The sequence below is a fragment of the Paenibacillus albiflavus genome (assembly GCF_004344915.1).
GTDB lineage: Bacteria > Bacillota > Bacilli > Paenibacillales > NBRC-103111 > Paenibacillus_AM > Paenibacillus_AM albiflavus.
This window is the reverse complement of sequence record NZ_SKFG01000003.1, coordinates 172,961-188,918: the sequence shown is the minus strand read 5'-3', so window position 1 is coordinate 188,918 and position 15,958 is coordinate 172,961. Positions and strand designations below refer to the sequence as shown.

The following is a 15,958-nucleotide window of genomic DNA, read 5'->3' as shown; positions in this document are numbered from 1 at the left end:
AGTGAATGGAGCTTACTAACTTGACTAAACAAACGAAAATATGGCTGATCGCAGCAGCGATACTCATTCTGTTAGCAGCTGCTGTAATGATGCTGTTCGAAGTTGACTTGTCGCAGATACCAACGTATTTAATTTCCTTAGGTTTTCTTGGGATCGTATTAGGCAGTCTGTTTGTATATCTACAAACCTTCTTCCCGTTCGTCCCATTTGTGCTTTTAGCAGGTGCGAACGTCGCTATTTGTGGCATGACCTGGGGGCTCATTTTGAATTATGTAATGGCGTGTCTAGGAGCAACAACTGCCTTCTTTGTCGCTCGCAAGCTTGGTTTTGGCTGGGTTGATCGCCAAATAAGCAAGTACCCTGTAATCCGTGGCTTTAATGAGAAGCTTGGAGAACATGGTTTTTTTTATATTCTAATCGGCAGGCTCATTCCAATTATTCCATCTTCAGCTATTTCGGTTGGTGCGGGTGTGAGCAGCATCAGTGTACGCTCCTACCTTCTAGGAACATGGATTGGTAAGTTACCGATTGTTGCCCTCGAAACCTTGATCGCACATGATGCGATACACTTTAGACAACATAAGAGTCGCTTCTTTCTCCTGCTGGCTATTTTTGTTGTGATAATACTGATTGGCCATTATCTCAAGGGCAGACTTATGCCTAAGAAGAACAATAACATTGCATGAACCTAGAGCGGGCTAAACCTGAATATTTTAAAGGAATTTGGAAAGTTTATCTTGATGTAACATTGTGAACAAGGTATCATGAGAATGTGATGATATTAAACTAGATAAATTAGGAGGTATCTCCATGACAAACGCTAATAATGCTGCGATCGTAGAAATTTCACAAACAGCAGGCAAATTCAGATCTTCAATCGTGTTACAGTATGACAATAAGTATATCGATGTTAAGAGTATCTTGGGATTGTTCACAACCCTTTTGGATGCACATTCCTATGACCTTCATGTACATGGTCCAGATGCAGAAGATGCTAAGAAAGCAATGGTTGATGTGTTTACTAAACACAATTTGAATGTAAAAATAGTTGAAGAATAACAAGCGTCAAAAGGTATTCTCAAACTGCTGAGAATACCTTTTTTGCGAATAAAGATCGATGCGCACGGAAAACTTGTATATTCCCGCAATTTCGACTAATATAATGCTTATAGGAGTATGGATGAAAGGTACAAGGGGGAAGAATAAATGTCTTCATCAGAAGTGATGCTTGGATTGAACCAGAAGGCGCTCCTTCTTCTTCAAGAGGATGCGAATAAAATAGAGAAGCTCATCGAAGTTCAAATGGAGAATTTGACGACACGCCAATGTCCATTATACGAGGAAGTGCTCGATACTCAAATGTATGGATTCTCTCGTGAGATCGATTTTGCTACAAGAGCAGGCCTTATTAGCGAAGCGACAGGTAGAGAGCTATTAACCCGCTTGGAACGTAATCTTGCCGTACTATACGAAGCGTTAAAATATAAATAACATCCCTTGTCCGCATTTAATTGCGGAGAGGGTTGTTTTTTTAGTGATATAGAATTTATAACTCTCAGTTCATACAAGCCATTGCTTGATTTCACCTTGCGTAATCATTTACAATATAAGCATGTCTACTACAAGGGAGTGTGGTCCAAATGTCTGAACAAAGCCAATCAGGAATTATACGTATATCAGATGATGTTGTAGCAACAATCGCTGGATTAGCAGCTATGGAGACTCCAGGTATTGCAGGGATGTCAGGAGGAATGTCAGAAGGTCTTGCTAAGCTTCTAACAGGCAAAAACGTGCAAAAAGGCGTAACGGTTGAAGTTGGACAAGTCGAAGCAGCAATTGACTTAAGAGTTATTGTTCAATTCGGCTCTAAAATCCATGAAGTATGCCGTGACTTACAGCAGAATGTTCGTGAAGCTTTAGAGAACATGACAGGACTTACTGTTGTTGAAGTTAACGTTAAAGTTGAAGGGGTTTCCTTCGCTGCTGAAGAAGAGGTTGAGGAATCTCTTCGCGTTAAATAAACGACCGCTACACAATTCTAAAATGTTATATACATAAAAGCTATCTCTTAAGTAGAAAAGGTACTTCTACTTGCGAGGTAGCTTTTTTAGTATTATAGAATTTATAACTTTCGTGTCATAAATTCTAAGTAATACCTGAAGAAACGCACCCGCCTCTAAGGACGGTGAAACCGTTTTTTCTTGGCTGAACATAACAAAAGCAGCCCCAAAGTTTGTGGTTTAAGGGCTGCTGCTAATTCGAATCTCGTTATTTGGTAGGTATTTGATTATAATTGCGCGATAGTCCAAGGACTATGCCCATAGCTGTCAACGTAACGATCATCGAGGTACCGCCATATGAAATTAACGGTAGTGTGACACCAGTTAATGGGATCGTCTGTGTAACGCCGCCGAGGTTAACGAATGCCTGGAAGCCGATCATTCCCATAATGCCAACACCTGATAACATCCCAAATTTATCTTTACAGCGAACAGATACAATAATCCCCCGCCATATAAAGAGCAAGTAAGTGAGAAGAAACAAGGTTGACCCTAGAAATCCAAATTCTTCACCTATTGTAGCGAAAATGAAGTCATTATGTGCTTCAGGAATATAATGCAGCTTCTGCACGCCTTGTCCATAACCTGTCCCTGTAAACCCACCATGTCCAAAAGCATAGAGTGATTGCGTCACTTGATAGCTCTCTTCAGCTTGGTATTTATCAGGCTCAAGAAAGGCCAGAATTCGGCCTGCTTTGTGGTCACGGTCTTTAGCATCAAGTCCAGCATTAGAAATGAGCGTAACGCCAATAAACAAGCCTGCAAGCATGCTAAGGATCAAGGTTACACTAACCAGATGTCTAAGTTTAGCTCCTCCTGCAAAAATAACAGTCCCCGCACAGCAAATGAGAATTAAAGCTGAGCCCAAGTCATTCTGTAAATAAATGAGACCAGTTATAAATGCGACAATGACTAGAGCAGGTGCAAGTCCCCTTGAGAAGGTACGGAATTTCTCATCTTTATTCGTAATGAGTAAAGAAAGATAGAGAATAATGCCGAGCTTAGCAAATTCCGTTGGCTGCAGGCTAAATCCAGCGATCATAAACCAGCTTCGGGCGCCATTTACAACTTGACCGAACATAAGAACCGCAAACAGTAAGATGATAACACCAATAAAACTAACGGGTACAAGATGTTTAAGTTTATTTAATGGGATATTCATGCAAATGATCATGCCAACAATGCCAACGATGACACTGATGATTTGCTTTTGTGTAAAGCCCCATGGATCCCCATTGGTGTAAGCAGACGTCATGGAGCTTGCACTAAAGATCATAACAAGCCCAAAACATACCAACAGAAACGTCAGAAATAGTAAAAGAAAATCTGGTGTTCCTTTGCGCAAAGGGGTTGTTGTTGAACTCATCTACTATTTAGTCAACATGCGTTGTAGTTCAGCTAGTTTCTGATCAGCAATTTTGAGTACTTGAGCTGGAATTGGTGTGTTATAGTCTAAGCCATGCGGGAATGATGATTTGCCGATGTAAGTGTCTTCTATGTATAGGACCGCGTATGGAGATTCTAATTTGCCAGATTCAACACGAGTATTCACTCTTAGATAATAGTCTGCATTTGTAGATTTATCCTCAATTTTTAAATCATAAGTTGCACGGTAGTATTCCCACTGCCAACGAACGAAACCTAGCTCTGATGTGATTTCGTCAAGGTAAGATAGCTCGCTCTTAAGCCCTTTTAGGCTAGTAGCTTCGATAATCACTGTTAAAACCCCTCCATATTTTCGAATTCTTCTATACATGATAGTATGTTTCTGAAGGTTCTGCAAGTGAATTGAGACTGAATAATTGGTACATTTGGTGTATTTTAAGTGAAAAATTAAAGCCAGTTTGTTAAAATGAAATTGACTGACTAAATTTAGGTAGTTATCCGTAAACAAAATGGGGGAGAACATTTGATGCTACGCGATAAGTTATATGCTCAGCTTGAGGAAATGTACGACGAAATGGTAGGATGGCGCAGACATCTTCATCAATATCCTGAATTGTCTTTTATGGAGAAAGCGACTCCTGTTTTCATTGCGGATAAGCTGCGCAGCTATGGATATGAAGTGCGTGAGCATGTAGGTGGCAACGGTGTTGTCGCCAAAATTAGTGGAGGAAAGACCAGCGGCATCACGGTTGCTTTAAGAGCGGATATGGATGCGCTTCCAATTCAGGATCTGAAGTCTTGTGAATATGCTTCTACAGTTCCAGGCGTTATGCATGCTTGTGGTCATGATGGGCATACTTCATCCTTATTAGCAATCGCCAAAGTACTTGCGGATCAGAAGGAACAACTGCCTGGTAATTTCGTGCTTATTTTTCAGCATGCGGAAGAAATTTCTCCTGGTGGAGCTAACCCTATGATTCAAGATGGCGTACTAGATGGTGTTGACGCGATCTATGGGGTACATCTATGGAGTCTATTGCCTTATGGTACGATAAGCTCACGCAGTGGTGCCATCATGGCGGCATCCGACGAATTCAAAATTGAGGTAAACGGCAAGGGTGGACATGGCGGTCTGCCTCATCAGACTGTTGATGCGGTTGTTGTAAGCTCGCATATCGTCGTCAATCTGCAGTCGATTGTTTCTCGAAATGTCGACCCAACGGAGTCCTGTGTTATAAGTGTAGGTACAATTAATGGTGGTACTGGCTTCAATGTTATCGCAGAGAGCACCTCGATGATCGGTACAGTACGTACATTCCATCCAGATGTACTTGAACTCGTAAGTACAAGAATGGAAGAGGTTATTGCAGGGACTTGCAAGATGTTTCATGCGGATTATCGGTTTGAGTATAATCGCGGCTACCCGCCTGTCATTAACCATGCGGGAGAGGCGGAACGCTTTAAGCGTGTAGGGCAGCAGGTTGTTGATCAGGCACAAGTGCTTGAATCACCCCAAATGATGGCTGGTGAGGACTTTGCTTATTATTTGCAGCAAGTACCTGGATGCTTTATGTTTGTAGGTGCAGGCAATGAGGAGCAGGGGATTGTTTATCCACATCACCATCCGCGATTTGATTTTGACGAACGGGCTATGCTGAACGGCGCTAAACTGCTGCTAGCGATGGCACTTGATCGGATGCAAGTTATTGCATAATTCAAATTTACAATTAACGCATCTTCAATCCATGAAGGTGCGTTTTCTTTTTTTCAGGGAATACTAGTCAAGGAAAGGAGGGGAAAGAATGGGACATTACAAAGTTGCGCGGCTGGATGAATCGGTTGTGCAAGAAATCAAGCAATTCGAAAATAAGCTCAAGGCAGAGACTGGTCGTGAAGTTGCACTCGTAGCCTATATGTCAGAGCTAGGAGACCAAACTTCTCCCAAAACAAATCAGTGACAAACTCTTTACAATGTATGGTATGATATTGGAGAAACATACACAATTGTAAAGGATGGTGACGTGTCATGAGTATGGAAGAAGCAGCAGCTCTCGATATGTCCTCCATTTTGCTGCATGCCTATGACTTAGGAGATATGATTAATACATCCGCCGAATTGGCCGATTATTTATATTGGAAGCAAGCTGTGGACAACGACGCAGAAGCACAAGAGCTCATTAAGCTGTTTGCCAAGGCAAAAGAACGGTTCGAGGAATGCGAACGATTTGGTCATTTTCACCCTAATTATCATGAAGGTCTTCAGCACGTGCAGGAGGTTCAGAATTTAATGGATAATAATAAAGCAGTCCTCCGCTTTAAAACTGCAGAAGACCGCTTGGATGAACTGTTATATTCGATATCAGAAACGATTGCACATTCAGTGTCTGATACGATTAAAGTACCGGGCAATAAAATGCTGACAGCCAAAGGCTGTTCTGGCGGCTGCAAAAGCTGCGGCTAGCGGACCATGTATCACACTAGCTTAGCTTAACAGTTGCTTCAATAGATCCGACGACAGTGCCTTGCCAGTTCTTCACGATCGGATGATGGAAGTTTTGAAGCTCCACTTGCTCTTCAGCAGTTAGAAGGTCGAGCTGGACGAGCGCTTCTATGATAGCAGGATGCATCGCTCGTTTAGCTCCATCTTCGATTTTGAGCGCAATCCCTAATCCCTTCTCAGGAATAGTAACAGCATACACGCCTTCGGCTCCCAGTTTTCCGATGATTCTGCCTTTGGTTACACGAATAAGTGCGGTGTCAAAACGATCGCTTCCTCCGAGATAGAGCGGATAGTTTGCAATGGCATGAATGATCTGGCGGCAAGCATTTGCTCTTGTATCGCTGAGATGAACAGGATTGCCAAGCGTAGCGTAAGCGCGAGCAAGCTGATGGAGTCCGAGACCAAAGACGGGAACGCCGCAGCCATCGATTCCGATTACGATTTGATTAGCAGGAACACCGCTCATGTCAGATACGGTTTGAAGCATAAGCTGTTGTACGGGATGATGGATTGATAAATAGTTATCGATTGGTACTTGAAGATGAGTTGCAAGCGCAAGCATTGCAGAATGCTTCCCAGAACAGTTATTATGAAGAGCAGAAGGTTTAATTTGATGTTCACGCATATAGGCAGTAGTTGCCGAATGGAATGGTTCATGTACACCGCATTGCAGGTGCTCGGCGCCTAATCCGATTTTATTTAATACTTGAGAAGCTGTTGTGGTGTGAGCCTCTTCACCGCTATGAGAAGCGCAGAATAGAGCCAGTTCTTCTTCTGTAAAATGATAGTGATCAGCAGCTCCAGATTCGATGACAGGAATAGCTTGCAGGGGCTTAGCCGTAGATCGTGCATAGGTTACATAAGTTGGCTCGCCTGCAGAATGGAGAATATCTCCTTGCTCGTTTACGACGACTAAATGACCGTGATGAATACATTCAGTCAGTTGTCCACGCAAGACACGGACAGTCAGTTCAGACTGTGACATAAATAATCAACTCCAATTTTTGAGATGAAATGAGGATGATCATATTGTTCACTGATCGCAGCGGCATCATAATTTGGGTCAATGATCTTAAGACCGCCAAAAATTTTGAGCGTTACGGAACAGTTCATTATGTTTCCAAACGTATGCATTATATCGTACTATATGTGCACGCCGAACGTTTGGAAGACACACTTAAGCAATTGCAGAAGCTCCCTTATGTTAAAAAGGTTGAGCGCTCCTACCGTAATGAAATTAAAACGGAGTACAGCTCTGATATCCCTGACAAAACTAGATTTTACACCTTGTAGTTTAGAATGGCAATTATTGAAAAGGTGAAATACCTATTTACTCAAGTAGCTACCTGCAGACGCAGGTAGTTTTTTTATAGGTATTATACTGCAATGAAGCGGATTCTCATAAAAATATTGAAAATATTTAGAACATTAAGGTAATATATACAATAGTATTATAGTCCTATCACCTAGGAAGGGAGTAATAGATATGAAGGATCGCAAAACGGTCCGATGGAGCACCTATGAGCCTTTTTTCGCAGTGCTTGACAACTATCTGGTAGCAGATGTCGTAGTTACACATCATGCCAAAGATAGGTGGAACGAACGAATTGCCATTAAGGGCGGCGAAGTAGATGACATCTGTGATTATGTGTGGGACAAGCTCAAAGAATCGAAAATAACTCCCTATTATAAGAATGAAAAAGAAGTGTTTCTAATTGAAGACGATTTAGTCGTGGTCGCTGAATTTAGCGCTATGGAGAATGAAACCGATCTCATTGGAAATCCCTTACATAAGATGATCATTGTAACCTTCTTAGGAAAGCTATCGGAATCGCTTGAACTTAGAGATCTGAGAACTTACTATTCATGGCTCAGACATTCTCGAAGAATGACATTAATCAAAAGTGGTCGCAAACGCAAATAAGATTGCTATATCATAGATTGATAGCTATCAAAGTGAGGGGTACGCTTAAAGCGTGCTCTTCTTTAGTATTATAGAATTTATAACTTTTGTGTTATAACTTTATTCTTGGTTTCAAAGACATTCTGGTATAATATTGTAGATGATAGAAAAAAGTAGAATATATTTACTTATTTAGCAGAAATGGGGTTATGGTATGGGGATAGGGATGGCCGATTTACATACACACACTACAGCATCTGACGGAATGAATTCACCATCCATGAATGTTCAGTTGGCTAAAGAGGCAGGGCTAGCAGCAATAGCAATTACCGATCATGATACAGTCTCTGGAGTAGAGGAAGCGATGAAAGAGGGAGAGCGGATCGGCATAAGAGTCGTTCCGGGCATCGAAATTTCGACCGTTGCTTGTGGACAGGATATTCATGTGCTGGGCTATTTTATCGATATCACAGATGAAGTGCTGCTCAGTCGACTAGCTGAGATCAGAGACACAAGACAGCTGCGAAATACGATGATGATTGAGAAGCTGCAGCAGCTCGGTATGGACATTACACTTGAAGAAGTAACTGAGCTCGTAAGTGATATTAAGCAGGATGGAGATACGATTGGTAGACCTCATATCGCTCAGTTATTGGTGAAGAAAGGTTATGTGGCCTCGGTTAACGAAGCGTTTGAACGATTGCTCGGAACTGGTGGTGCTGCATATGTGAATCCGCCGCGGATATCTCCGCAAACGGCGATTAACTGGATTCATGAAGCCAAAGGGGCAGCCGTATTAGCACATCCTGGGCTCTATAAGAATGATGAGCTTGTTATAGAAATTATCGGACAAGGGGTTGATGGAATTGAAGTATATCATTCCGATCATAGTCCTCGGGACGAAGCACGATATCAACAAATTGCTGCTCAACATAACTTGATTGTTACAGCGGGTTCAGATTTTCACGGTGCAAGAGAAGGAGAAATGTTCCACGGTGAAGTGGGTGCAAGAAGAATTTCCATAACGGTTCTTGATCAACTGATTGGGATATAAATATTACATGTATAGAATGGATGAGGAGGAATAGCTCAATGAAAATTCGTAAAGCGATTATTCCAGCTGCTGGTTTAGGAACAAGGTTCTTGCCAGCTACCAAAGCTCAACCAAAGGAAATGCTGCCGATCGTAGATAAGCCTGCAATTCAATACATTGTGGAAGAAGCGATCCAATCAGGAATCGAAGATATTATTATTGTTACTGGGCGCAGTAAGCGGGCAATTGAGGATCATTTTGACAAGTCGATTGAACTGGAGACTTTGCTGAAGGAGAAAGATTCACTTCAACTGTTAGATCAGGTGCAGATGGTTTCTAATTTAGCTGATATACACTATATCCGCCAAAAAGAACCGCTTGGGCTAGGTCATGCCATCTATTGTGCTCGCAAGTTTATTGGAAATGAGCCATTTGCTGTGCTGCTTGGTGACGATATTATTGAGGCGAATCCACCATGTCTTAGAAGCATGATCGATCTATATGATGAGGTAGAGACATCGGTCATTGCGGTGCAAGAAGTTCCATGGGAAGATGTCAGTAAGTACGGCATTATTTCTCCTGCCCCGCAAGTGGATGCTTATAGACGCATCTCGGATCTTGTGGAGAAGCCTGCGCAAGATAATGCACCTTCTAATCTAGCAGTTATTGGAAGATATATTATTGAGCCCGAAATTTTTGGTATTCTAGAGAAATGTGAACCAGGAAGAGGCGGCGAAATTCAGTTGACGGACGCACTTCGTGTACTGAATAGTCAGCATCAAATGGTTACCTATTCTATTGAAGGACAGCGATATGATGTTGGGGATAAGCTTGGTTACATAGAAGCTACAATTGAGCTTGCACTCAAACGTGATGACCTGAGGCCGCAGCTGCAGGATTATTTATTGCGCTTGTCCGAGCAATGGAAACAGAAAATTTAACCTAAAAGTGAAGATGGTGGGGAATTGTTACGTGTAGTTAAATCATCAAGAAAATGTATGCTCGTAGTCCTATTGATCGCAGTTATTAGTATTGTTGGCGCATGCACATCAGCTCCTAAGGAGAATGGACAGTCTGGTGCAAGGCCTGCACCAGCTGAGACAACTCAGCCTACAGCAGCGCCTATTCCAACACCAAGTCCGGTGCCGATTACATCCAAAATTACGCTAACAGCGGTTGGAGATGTCTTACTTCATAAAGCGGTGTATCGTGATGCGGCGCAGGGTGATGGATATAATTTTGATCCCATGTTTGATGTAGTGAAGCCATACCTGGAGAAAGCAGATATCACATTTGCCAATTCAGAGTCGATTATCGCAGGTAAAGAGATCGGGATTTCAGACTATCCTATGTTTGGTAGTCCAATTGAAATCGGCGAGACCTTGAAATCAGTCGGTGTAGATGTCGTATCAATGGCGAACAACCATGCAATGGATAAGAGGGAGAAAGGCGTTCGAGCAGCGATCAACAATTGGAAACAAATTGGTGTGACGTACACGGGTGCATATGAAAGCCAAGAGGATCGTGATCATATACGAGTGATTGAAAAGAACGGTGTGAAGGTTGCATTCGTATCTTATACGTATGGTACCAATGGCATCCCGATCCCTGAAGACAAACCGTATTTGGTTGCTTTACTGGATAAAGAGACGATGAGTAAGGAAATTCGCAAAGCGAAGGAATTAGCTGATGTCGTCGTCGTAAGTTGTCATTTTGGAGTTGAATATCAGTTAGTTCCAAATGAAGAGCAGAAGGATTGGGCAACATTCGCAGCTAATGAAGGTGCAGATATTATCCTTGGTCATCATCCGCATGTACTTCAGCCAGTTGACTGGATTACGCGTGCTGATGGTAGCAAAGCTTTCGTCATTTACTCGTTAGGTAACTTTATTGCAGCACAGGAGCTTCAGGAGCCATATCGTTATATCGGTGGTATCCTTAACCTTGAGATTGAGAAGGTACAATTGGGGGATAAAGTTACAATCGAGGTCAAGAATCCATCATTCATGCCGACTTATATTGATCATCAGAAGTGGGGTAAATACCAAATTGTCCCTTTATCCTATGTTACAGAGCAGAAGCTGCCTGGTATTGGCAAGTTGAAGCCTGCGATTGAAGAACGAATGAAGCAATGGATGCCAGAACTTCAGATAGAGAATCCAACGAAATCATAAAGATTATAGCGATTATTAGGAAGAAACGTAAAAACCAGCATTAAGAGGGCAATCCTCTGAATGCTGGTTTTGTTATTTCAGTAAGGACGGTGGAACCGTTTCATCTTGTGCTTACTTGCAATGATTTTACGATTGATTCGTCTGGTGTTATGAAAAGTGTTTTTTGATTCGTGTAGATCACATAGCCAGGCTTAGCGCCATTCGGCTTGTGTACATATTTGATTTGCGTGAAATCAACAGGAACACTGCTTGATGCTTTGCCTTGTGAATAATAAGCTGCAAGTATAGCTGCTTCATGGAGCGTAGGCTCGCCATATTCTGCTGCACGTATGACCACATGCGAGCCAGGAATATCTTTTGTATGCAGCCAAGTATCGGATGAACCAGCTAGGCGGCAGGTTAAATATTCATTCTGCTTGTTGTTCTTCCCCACGTAAATCGGAATGCCTTCGCTTGACGTGTAGCAGGCAAGGCTTGGTTTATCATTCTTCTTCTTGCTTCGCGCTTTGGACTTGCCACGCTGACGTACATATCCGCCTTCGCCAAGCTCTTCGCGGATTTCCTCAATATCGCGCAGGCTTGCGGTTTGCAATTGATGGAGCAAATTCTCCAAGTAACGAATTTCTTGATTCGCTTCTTCCATTTGTTCTTGTACGATAACGAGGCTGTTCTTGCTTTTGGTATACCTCTTGAAGTAGCGCTGTGCATTCTCAGATGGCGTAAGCAGCGGATCAAGCTGGATCGTGACTGTTCTCTGCTCTTCATCGTAGTAGTTGATCACTTCAATTGTTGTGTCACCTTTGCTTACGGCATGCAAAGAGGCGGTCAGAAGCTCACCCATAATTCGGTAACGATCCGCGTCCTTTGCTTCTTCCAGCGTTTCTTGGAGCTTAACGATTTTCTTGCGATTTTTCGATATTTCATTTTGCAGTAATCGCATCAAATCACTAGTGCGCTGTTTAACGACATCTCTTTCCGCTTTGTCTCCATAGAAGCTTTCCAGACAAGCAGACACGGTTTCAAATGCTTGGCTAGTCCCTTCTAAATGTGAGAGCTTGTACACGGCATATGATAGCTTGCCAGAAGCTGTCTCCGTGATATTCGGCGTGAATCGATTATGGCGCAGATCATCGATTAATTCGGCAAATGCGTTCCATAACCGATCTATATCAACGTTCTCGGCAGTTGCATTTGCTCGAAATGCGATTTCTTTAGCAGCGAGTGGACTTATTCCGTTAAAATGATTTACCAACTCTTCACTCGGGACGCCATTTGCATCCACTAGCTCATAAAAGCGTTCTTTCGATACGGAGAATGGATTTTCCTTATTTTGCTCAGGAGGAGCGACATAGGCGACGGTCGGCATGACAATCCGATAGGCCGATATCGCAGGTGTTACATGATGAATGCCATCAAGGATCGTTCCTGTATTAGCGTCTGTAAGGATAATATTGCTATGGCGCCCCATCAGTTCAATAATGATCACTTTGAGTGATTCATCTCCAAGCTCGTCTCTCTGTTTCACGTATATGCGGATTATTCGCTCTGCTCCTACCTGTTCAATCGCTTGAATAGTGCCGCTTTCGCAGTGCTTGCGCATAAGCATGCAAAACATGGGAGCATCCGTAGGATTCAGGAATTGCTCTTCTGTTAAATGAATTCTAGGATAAGTTGGGTTTGCCGATATCAATAGTTTTAAATTTAACCCTCTGGAACGAATCTGGAATACGAGATCATGTTCTGATGGTTGATGTATCTTATTTATTCTTCCTCCAACACACATCTGCAGCTCTTGTGTCAGCGCATGGAGTAATAGTCCGTCTAATGCCATTTGATTCCTCACCCCTAATTACTTGCACTTTGTTCACCTACTATCATGCCATATATTGACCGATAAAAGAAACTTTTTCTAAATGCTTTGTTAGGGATATTATGTGGCTTGTCTGAATAGATTGGTACAAGTTGGGCTTGAAAGCTAGGGAAATGCTTTGAGGAGGGAATTGGATGAGTCAGAGGCAGTGGTATCAGATGTCGACGGAGGAGGTTCTGCTAGCTCATGAAGTCGATCCAGTTAGAGGATTGTCATGGGATGAGGCAACAGACAGACTAAAGCAGAATGGTAGCAACGAGTTAATTGAGAAGCGCTCTGTTTCACCTCTTACGTTGCTCTTGAACCAGTTCAAGGATTTTATGGTGCTCGTATTAATGGGTGCAACGCTTATTTCTGGTCTTTTGGGAGAATATCTGGATGCAATTACAATTGTATTGATCATTATGATGAATGGAGTCCTTGGCTTCATACAAGAGTTCCGTGCAGAGCGTTCGCTTAGGGCACTCAAGGAATTGTCTGCACCATTTACGAATGTCGTTCGTGACGGGGAAATGCATCATATTCCTGCAAGAGAGCTTGTTGCAGGAGACATTGTCGTCCTTGAGAGTGGGGACCGAGTGCCAGCAGATGTAAGGTTTATTGAAACGTATGGCATGTACGCAGAGGAGTCTGCACTTACAGGGGAATCTTTGCCGACAAGCAAGTTCACGGATTCTTTGCACACAAACGAGGTGCCATTAGGTGACCAGAAGAATCTAGGTTTCATGGGTACGCTGATTACGCGAGGGACAGCTAAAGCGGTTGTTGTACGCACAGGTATGGCTACCGAAATGGGTAAAATAGCTGATCTCATACAGAATACGGAGAGTCAAGAAACCCCTCTGCAGCACAGATTGGAACAATTAGGAAAAATCTTGATCGCAGTTGCCATCGGCTTAACGATTATGGTGGTTATTGCAGGAATCGTGCATGGACAGCCTCCATATGCCATGTTCATAGCGGGTGTAAGCTTAGCTGTTGCAGCTATTCCAGAAGGATTGCCAGCTATCGTTACGATAGCACTCGCACTAGGCGTGCAGCGTATGATTAAGCGGAAAGCCATTGTACGCAAGCTTCCATCTGTAGAAACATTGGGTTGTGCATCTGTTATATGCTCAGATAAGACAGGAACATTGACACAGAATAAAATGACCGTTACCCATTTATGGGTGGGAGGGCAAAGCTTAGACGTTACAGGTGATGGCTATGATCCTCGTGGACAAATCTATAGTAGCGGGGCATTAATCGATGTTAGTAAAAATACGATGCTTGCCAAATTACTGGAGGTAAGTGTTCTGTGCAATAACGCAACTTTGCATCAGCAGGAACATGATGGCAAGCGGAAGAAGGGCAAGGACGAGGAGTTTGCTTCGGAGTGGCTCGTTAAAGGCGACCCGACCGATGGAGCACTTGTTGTACTTGGAGCTAAAGCGGGTATCTATCAGCAAGCACTCGAAGGACAATACAGTCGGATTCATGAAGTACCATTCGATTCAGATCGTAAACGGATGTCAGTCGTTGTTTCATCTTCACAAGGCAGAATGGTATGTAGTAAAGGCGCGCCAGATGTTTTATTGGAGCAATGCTCCTATGTATTATGGGAAGATAAAATCATTCCGTTCACCGCAACCCTAAAATCCAAGGTGCTGTCGGCAAATGAGGCTATGGCACGCAATGCACTTCGTGTCATCGGTATAGCTTATCGTGATTTAAAGATAACAGATCAATTGACGGATGAAAGTGAATTAGAGGATTGCCTTGTGTTCGTCGGTTTAACAGGAATGATTGATCCTCCTCGTAGAGAAGTGCGTGATGCAATTTCTAAGTGCCGTAAGGCTGGAATTAAGACGGTCATGATTACAGGTGATCATCAGACAACGGCAGAAGCAATTGCCCGCAGCTTAGGCATGCTTCCACAAAATGGCGGTATGATTGTAAGTGGCGCTGAACTAACCGCAGTTACGGATGAAGCACTTGATAAGTTTGTTGAAGATGTATATGTTTTCGCTCGTGTATCCCCGGAGCATAAGCTTCGAATTGTGAAAAGCTTGCAGCGCAAGGGGCATGTAGTAGCGATGACGGGTGATGGGGTTAATGATGCTCCAGCGATCAAGGCTGCCGATATTGGGATTGCAATGGGGATTTCGGGCACGGATGTATCTAAAGAAGCATCCGCACTCGTCCTAAGTGATGATAATTTCTCGACAATAGTCGCTGCCATAGAAGAAGGCAGAGGCATCTACGAGAATATTCGTAAGTTCATCCGCTATTTACTTGCGTCTAATGTAGGCGAGATTCTAACGATGTTTATCGCGATGATGGCTGGGTTGCCGTTACCGCTTGTACCTATTCAAATTCTATGGGTTAACCTTGTGACAGATGGCTTGCCAGCCATGGCACTTGGCGTGGATCAGGCGGAAAAAGACTTGATGCAGCAGAAGCCAAGGGGGGCCAAAGAGAATATTTTTGCAAGACGCTTAGGTTGGAAAATTATCTCAAGAGGCATTCTGATCGGGGTGTGTACGCTAGGAGCCTTCTATCTGTCTCTACATGGTCATGCCGATGATCCGGAAGTGTTAGTCAGAGCGCAAAGCGTTTCTTTTGCCACACTTGTTATGGCACAGCTTATCCATGTATTTGATTGCAGGTCTTCAAGATCGATTTTCCACCGGAACTTGTTCCAGAATCGTTCGCTCGTATTAGCTGTTTTATCATCACTTCTTTTGATGCTGGCAGTTATGTATGTTCCAGATCTGCAGCCTATCTTCAAAACAGTAGCACTTGGATTCCGTGAGTGGTGTCTTGTCATCGTAGCTGCGGGTATACCAACCTTCTTGATGGGTATCGGTTCTGTGACGAGAGGCAACAAGAAGTCAAAAAAATCGTTTAGCAGCCCGAAGGTGAGTTTTAGATAGCGTAAAATCATGTAGACTAAGTGCGCTTACAAACCAAAGAAACCATCCGAACGAAGCTACGGTCATCAAGACGTGCTTCGTTTCTTTATGCTAGACATAGTTTTATGCTGATAAATA

17 protein-coding genes are annotated in these 15,958 nt (G+C 43.0%); 13 read left to right on the top strand and 4 right to left on the bottom strand.

Going from position 1 to position 15,958, the window contains the following annotated elements; genetic code table 11:
* The first annotated feature begins 20 nt into the window (after positions 1-20).
* The 4 genes from E0485_RS06195 (at position 21) to E0485_RS06180 (ending at position 2,021) form a co-directional block, all read left to right on the top strand.
* A complete protein-coding gene (locus E0485_RS06195; RefSeq protein ID WP_165921092.1) occupies positions 21-686 on the top strand; it encodes a TVP38/TMEM64 family protein in 666 nt (221 codons plus the stop codon).
* A gap of 124 nt (positions 687-810) precedes the next feature.
* Positions 811-1,059, top strand: coding sequence for an HPr family phosphocarrier protein (locus tag E0485_RS06190; protein WP_132417106.1), 249 nt, complete (start codon positions 811-813; stop codon positions 1,057-1,059).
* Positions 1,060-1,206: 147 nt separating this feature from the next.
* Positions 1,207-1,491, top strand: coding sequence for a YlaN family protein (locus E0485_RS06185; RefSeq protein ID WP_132417105.1), 285 nt, complete (start codon positions 1,207-1,209; stop codon positions 1,489-1,491).
* 149 nt (positions 1,492-1,640) lie between these two features.
* On the top strand, positions 1,641-2,021 hold the full coding sequence (locus E0485_RS06180; RefSeq protein WP_132417104.1) for an Asp23/Gls24 family envelope stress response protein: 381 nt from the start codon (positions 1,641-1,643) through the stop codon (positions 2,019-2,021).
* A gap of 247 nt (positions 2,022-2,268) precedes the next feature.
* On the opposite strand, the gene ftsW is transcribed toward E0485_RS06180, so the two are convergent.
* The gene (ftsW, locus tag E0485_RS06175; RefSeq protein ID WP_132417103.1) at positions 2,269-3,426 is read right to left on the bottom strand and encodes a putative lipid II flippase FtsW; all 1,158 of its coding nucleotides are present in this window, start codon (positions 3,424-3,426) and stop codon (positions 2,269-2,271) included.
* Positions 3,427-3,429: 3 nt separating this feature from the next.
* Positions 3,430-3,777: a YugN family protein gene (locus E0485_RS06170; protein WP_132417102.1), complete on the bottom strand. Its 348-nt coding sequence runs from the start codon at positions 3,775-3,777 to the stop codon at positions 3,430-3,432.
* A 195-nt stretch (positions 3,778-3,972) separates the two neighbouring features.
* Between E0485_RS06170 and E0485_RS06165 the strand changes: the two genes are divergently transcribed.
* The 3 genes from E0485_RS06165 (at position 3,973) to E0485_RS06160 (ending at position 5,907) form a co-directional block, all read left to right on the top strand.
* Positions 3,973-5,160, top strand: a complete 1,188-nt coding sequence (locus E0485_RS06165) for a M20 metallopeptidase family protein (RefSeq protein WP_132417101.1) — start codon at positions 3,973-3,975, stop codon at positions 5,158-5,160.
* Between the two features lie 88 nt (positions 5,161-5,248).
* The gene (locus tag E0485_RS25025; protein WP_165921091.1) at positions 5,249-5,404 is read left to right on the top strand and encodes a hypothetical protein; all 156 of its coding nucleotides are present in this window, start codon (positions 5,249-5,251) and stop codon (positions 5,402-5,404) included.
* A gap of 68 nt (positions 5,405-5,472) precedes the next feature.
* Positions 5,473-5,907 carry a YlbF family regulator gene (locus tag E0485_RS06160; RefSeq protein WP_132417100.1) on the top strand — a complete coding sequence of 145 codons (435 nt, stop codon included), beginning with the start codon at positions 5,473-5,475 and terminating at the stop codon, positions 5,905-5,907.
* Positions 5,908-5,923: 16 nt separating this feature from the next.
* On the opposite strand, the gene E0485_RS06155 is transcribed toward E0485_RS06160, so the two are convergent.
* Positions 5,924-6,931 carry an asparaginase gene (locus tag E0485_RS06155; protein WP_132417099.1) on the bottom strand — a complete coding sequence of 336 codons (1,008 nt, stop codon included), beginning with the start codon at positions 6,929-6,931 and terminating at the stop codon, positions 5,924-5,926.
* 44 nt (positions 6,932-6,975) lie between these two features.
* On the opposite strand from E0485_RS06155, the gene E0485_RS06150 reads away from it, so the two are divergent.
* The 5 genes from E0485_RS06150 (at position 6,976) to E0485_RS06130 (ending at position 11,056) form a co-directional block, all read left to right on the top strand.
* Positions 6,976-7,239, top strand: coding sequence for a YlbG family protein (locus tag E0485_RS06150; protein WP_132417158.1), 264 nt, complete (start codon positions 6,976-6,978; stop codon positions 7,237-7,239).
* Between the two features lie 193 nt (positions 7,240-7,432).
* Positions 7,433-7,870, top strand: coding sequence for a hypothetical protein (locus tag E0485_RS06145; RefSeq protein ID WP_132417098.1), 438 nt, complete (start codon positions 7,433-7,435; stop codon positions 7,868-7,870).
* Positions 7,871-8,075: 205 nt separating this feature from the next.
* Positions 8,076-8,903, top strand: a complete 828-nt coding sequence (locus E0485_RS06140; RefSeq protein WP_235857445.1) for a PHP domain-containing protein — start codon at positions 8,076-8,078, stop codon at positions 8,901-8,903.
* A gap of 38 nt (positions 8,904-8,941) precedes the next feature.
* Positions 8,942-9,823, top strand: a complete 882-nt coding sequence (gene galU / locus E0485_RS06135; protein ID WP_132417096.1) for a UTP--glucose-1-phosphate uridylyltransferase GalU — start codon at positions 8,942-8,944, stop codon at positions 9,821-9,823.
* A gap of 24 nt (positions 9,824-9,847) precedes the next feature.
* Positions 9,848-11,056 carry a CapA family protein gene (locus E0485_RS06130; protein WP_132417095.1) on the top strand — a complete coding sequence of 403 codons (1,209 nt, stop codon included), beginning with the start codon at positions 9,848-9,850 and terminating at the stop codon, positions 11,054-11,056.
* Positions 11,057-11,156: 100 nt separating this feature from the next.
* Here E0485_RS06130 and E0485_RS06125 read toward each other — a convergent pair whose 3' ends face one another.
* The gene (locus E0485_RS06125) at positions 11,157-12,887 is read right to left on the bottom strand and encodes an Rqc2 family fibronectin-binding protein (RefSeq protein WP_132417094.1); all 1,731 of its coding nucleotides are present in this window, start codon (positions 12,885-12,887) and stop codon (positions 11,157-11,159) included.
* 173 nt (positions 12,888-13,060) lie between these two features.
* On the opposite strand from E0485_RS06125, the gene E0485_RS06120 reads away from it, so the two are divergent.
* Positions 13,061-15,841 carry a calcium-translocating P-type ATPase, SERCA-type gene (locus tag E0485_RS06120; protein ID WP_132417093.1) on the top strand — a complete coding sequence of 927 codons (2,781 nt, stop codon included), beginning with the start codon at positions 13,061-13,063 and terminating at the stop codon, positions 15,839-15,841.
* The last annotated feature ends 117 nt before the right edge of the window (positions 15,842-15,958 follow it).

What these genes read in the sequence shown, in the direction of transcription:
- E0485_RS06190 (WP_132417106.1), top strand. Translation starts at nt 811, where the DNA reads ATGACAAACGCTAATAATGCTGCGATCGTAGAAATTTCACAAACAGCA.
- E0485_RS06185 (WP_132417105.1), top strand. Translation starts at nt 1,207, where the DNA reads ATGTCTTCATCAGAAGTGATGCTTGGATTGAACCAGAAGGCGCTCCTT.
- E0485_RS06180 (WP_132417104.1), top strand. Translation starts at nt 1,641, where the DNA reads ATGTCTGAACAAAGCCAATCAGGAATTATACGTATATCAGATGATGTT.
- ftsW (WP_132417103.1), bottom strand. Translation starts at nt 3,426, where the DNA reads ATGAGTTCAACAACAACCCCTTTGCGCAAAGGAACACCAGATTTTCTT.
- E0485_RS06165 (WP_132417101.1), top strand. Translation starts at nt 3,973, where the DNA reads ATGCTACGCGATAAGTTATATGCTCAGCTTGAGGAAATGTACGACGAA.
- E0485_RS25025 (WP_165921091.1), top strand. Translation starts at nt 5,249, where the DNA reads ATGGGACATTACAAAGTTGCGCGGCTGGATGAATCGGTTGTGCAAGAA.
- E0485_RS06160 (WP_132417100.1), top strand. Translation starts at nt 5,473, where the DNA reads ATGAGTATGGAAGAAGCAGCAGCTCTCGATATGTCCTCCATTTTGCTG.
- E0485_RS06155 (WP_132417099.1), bottom strand. Translation starts at nt 6,931, where the DNA reads ATGTCACAGTCTGAACTGACTGTCCGTGTCTTGCGTGGACAACTGACT.
- E0485_RS06145 (WP_132417098.1), top strand. Translation starts at nt 7,433, where the DNA reads ATGAAGGATCGCAAAACGGTCCGATGGAGCACCTATGAGCCTTTTTTC.
- E0485_RS06140 (WP_235857445.1), top strand. Translation starts at nt 8,076, where the DNA reads ATGGCCGATTTACATACACACACTACAGCATCTGACGGAATGAATTCA.
- galU (WP_132417096.1), top strand. Translation starts at nt 8,942, where the DNA reads ATGAAAATTCGTAAAGCGATTATTCCAGCTGCTGGTTTAGGAACAAGG.
- E0485_RS06125 (WP_132417094.1), bottom strand. Translation starts at nt 12,887, where the DNA reads ATGGCATTAGACGGACTATTACTCCATGCGCTGACACAAGAGCTGCAG.
- E0485_RS06120 (WP_132417093.1), top strand. Translation starts at nt 13,061, where the DNA reads ATGAGTCAGAGGCAGTGGTATCAGATGTCGACGGAGGAGGTTCTGCTA.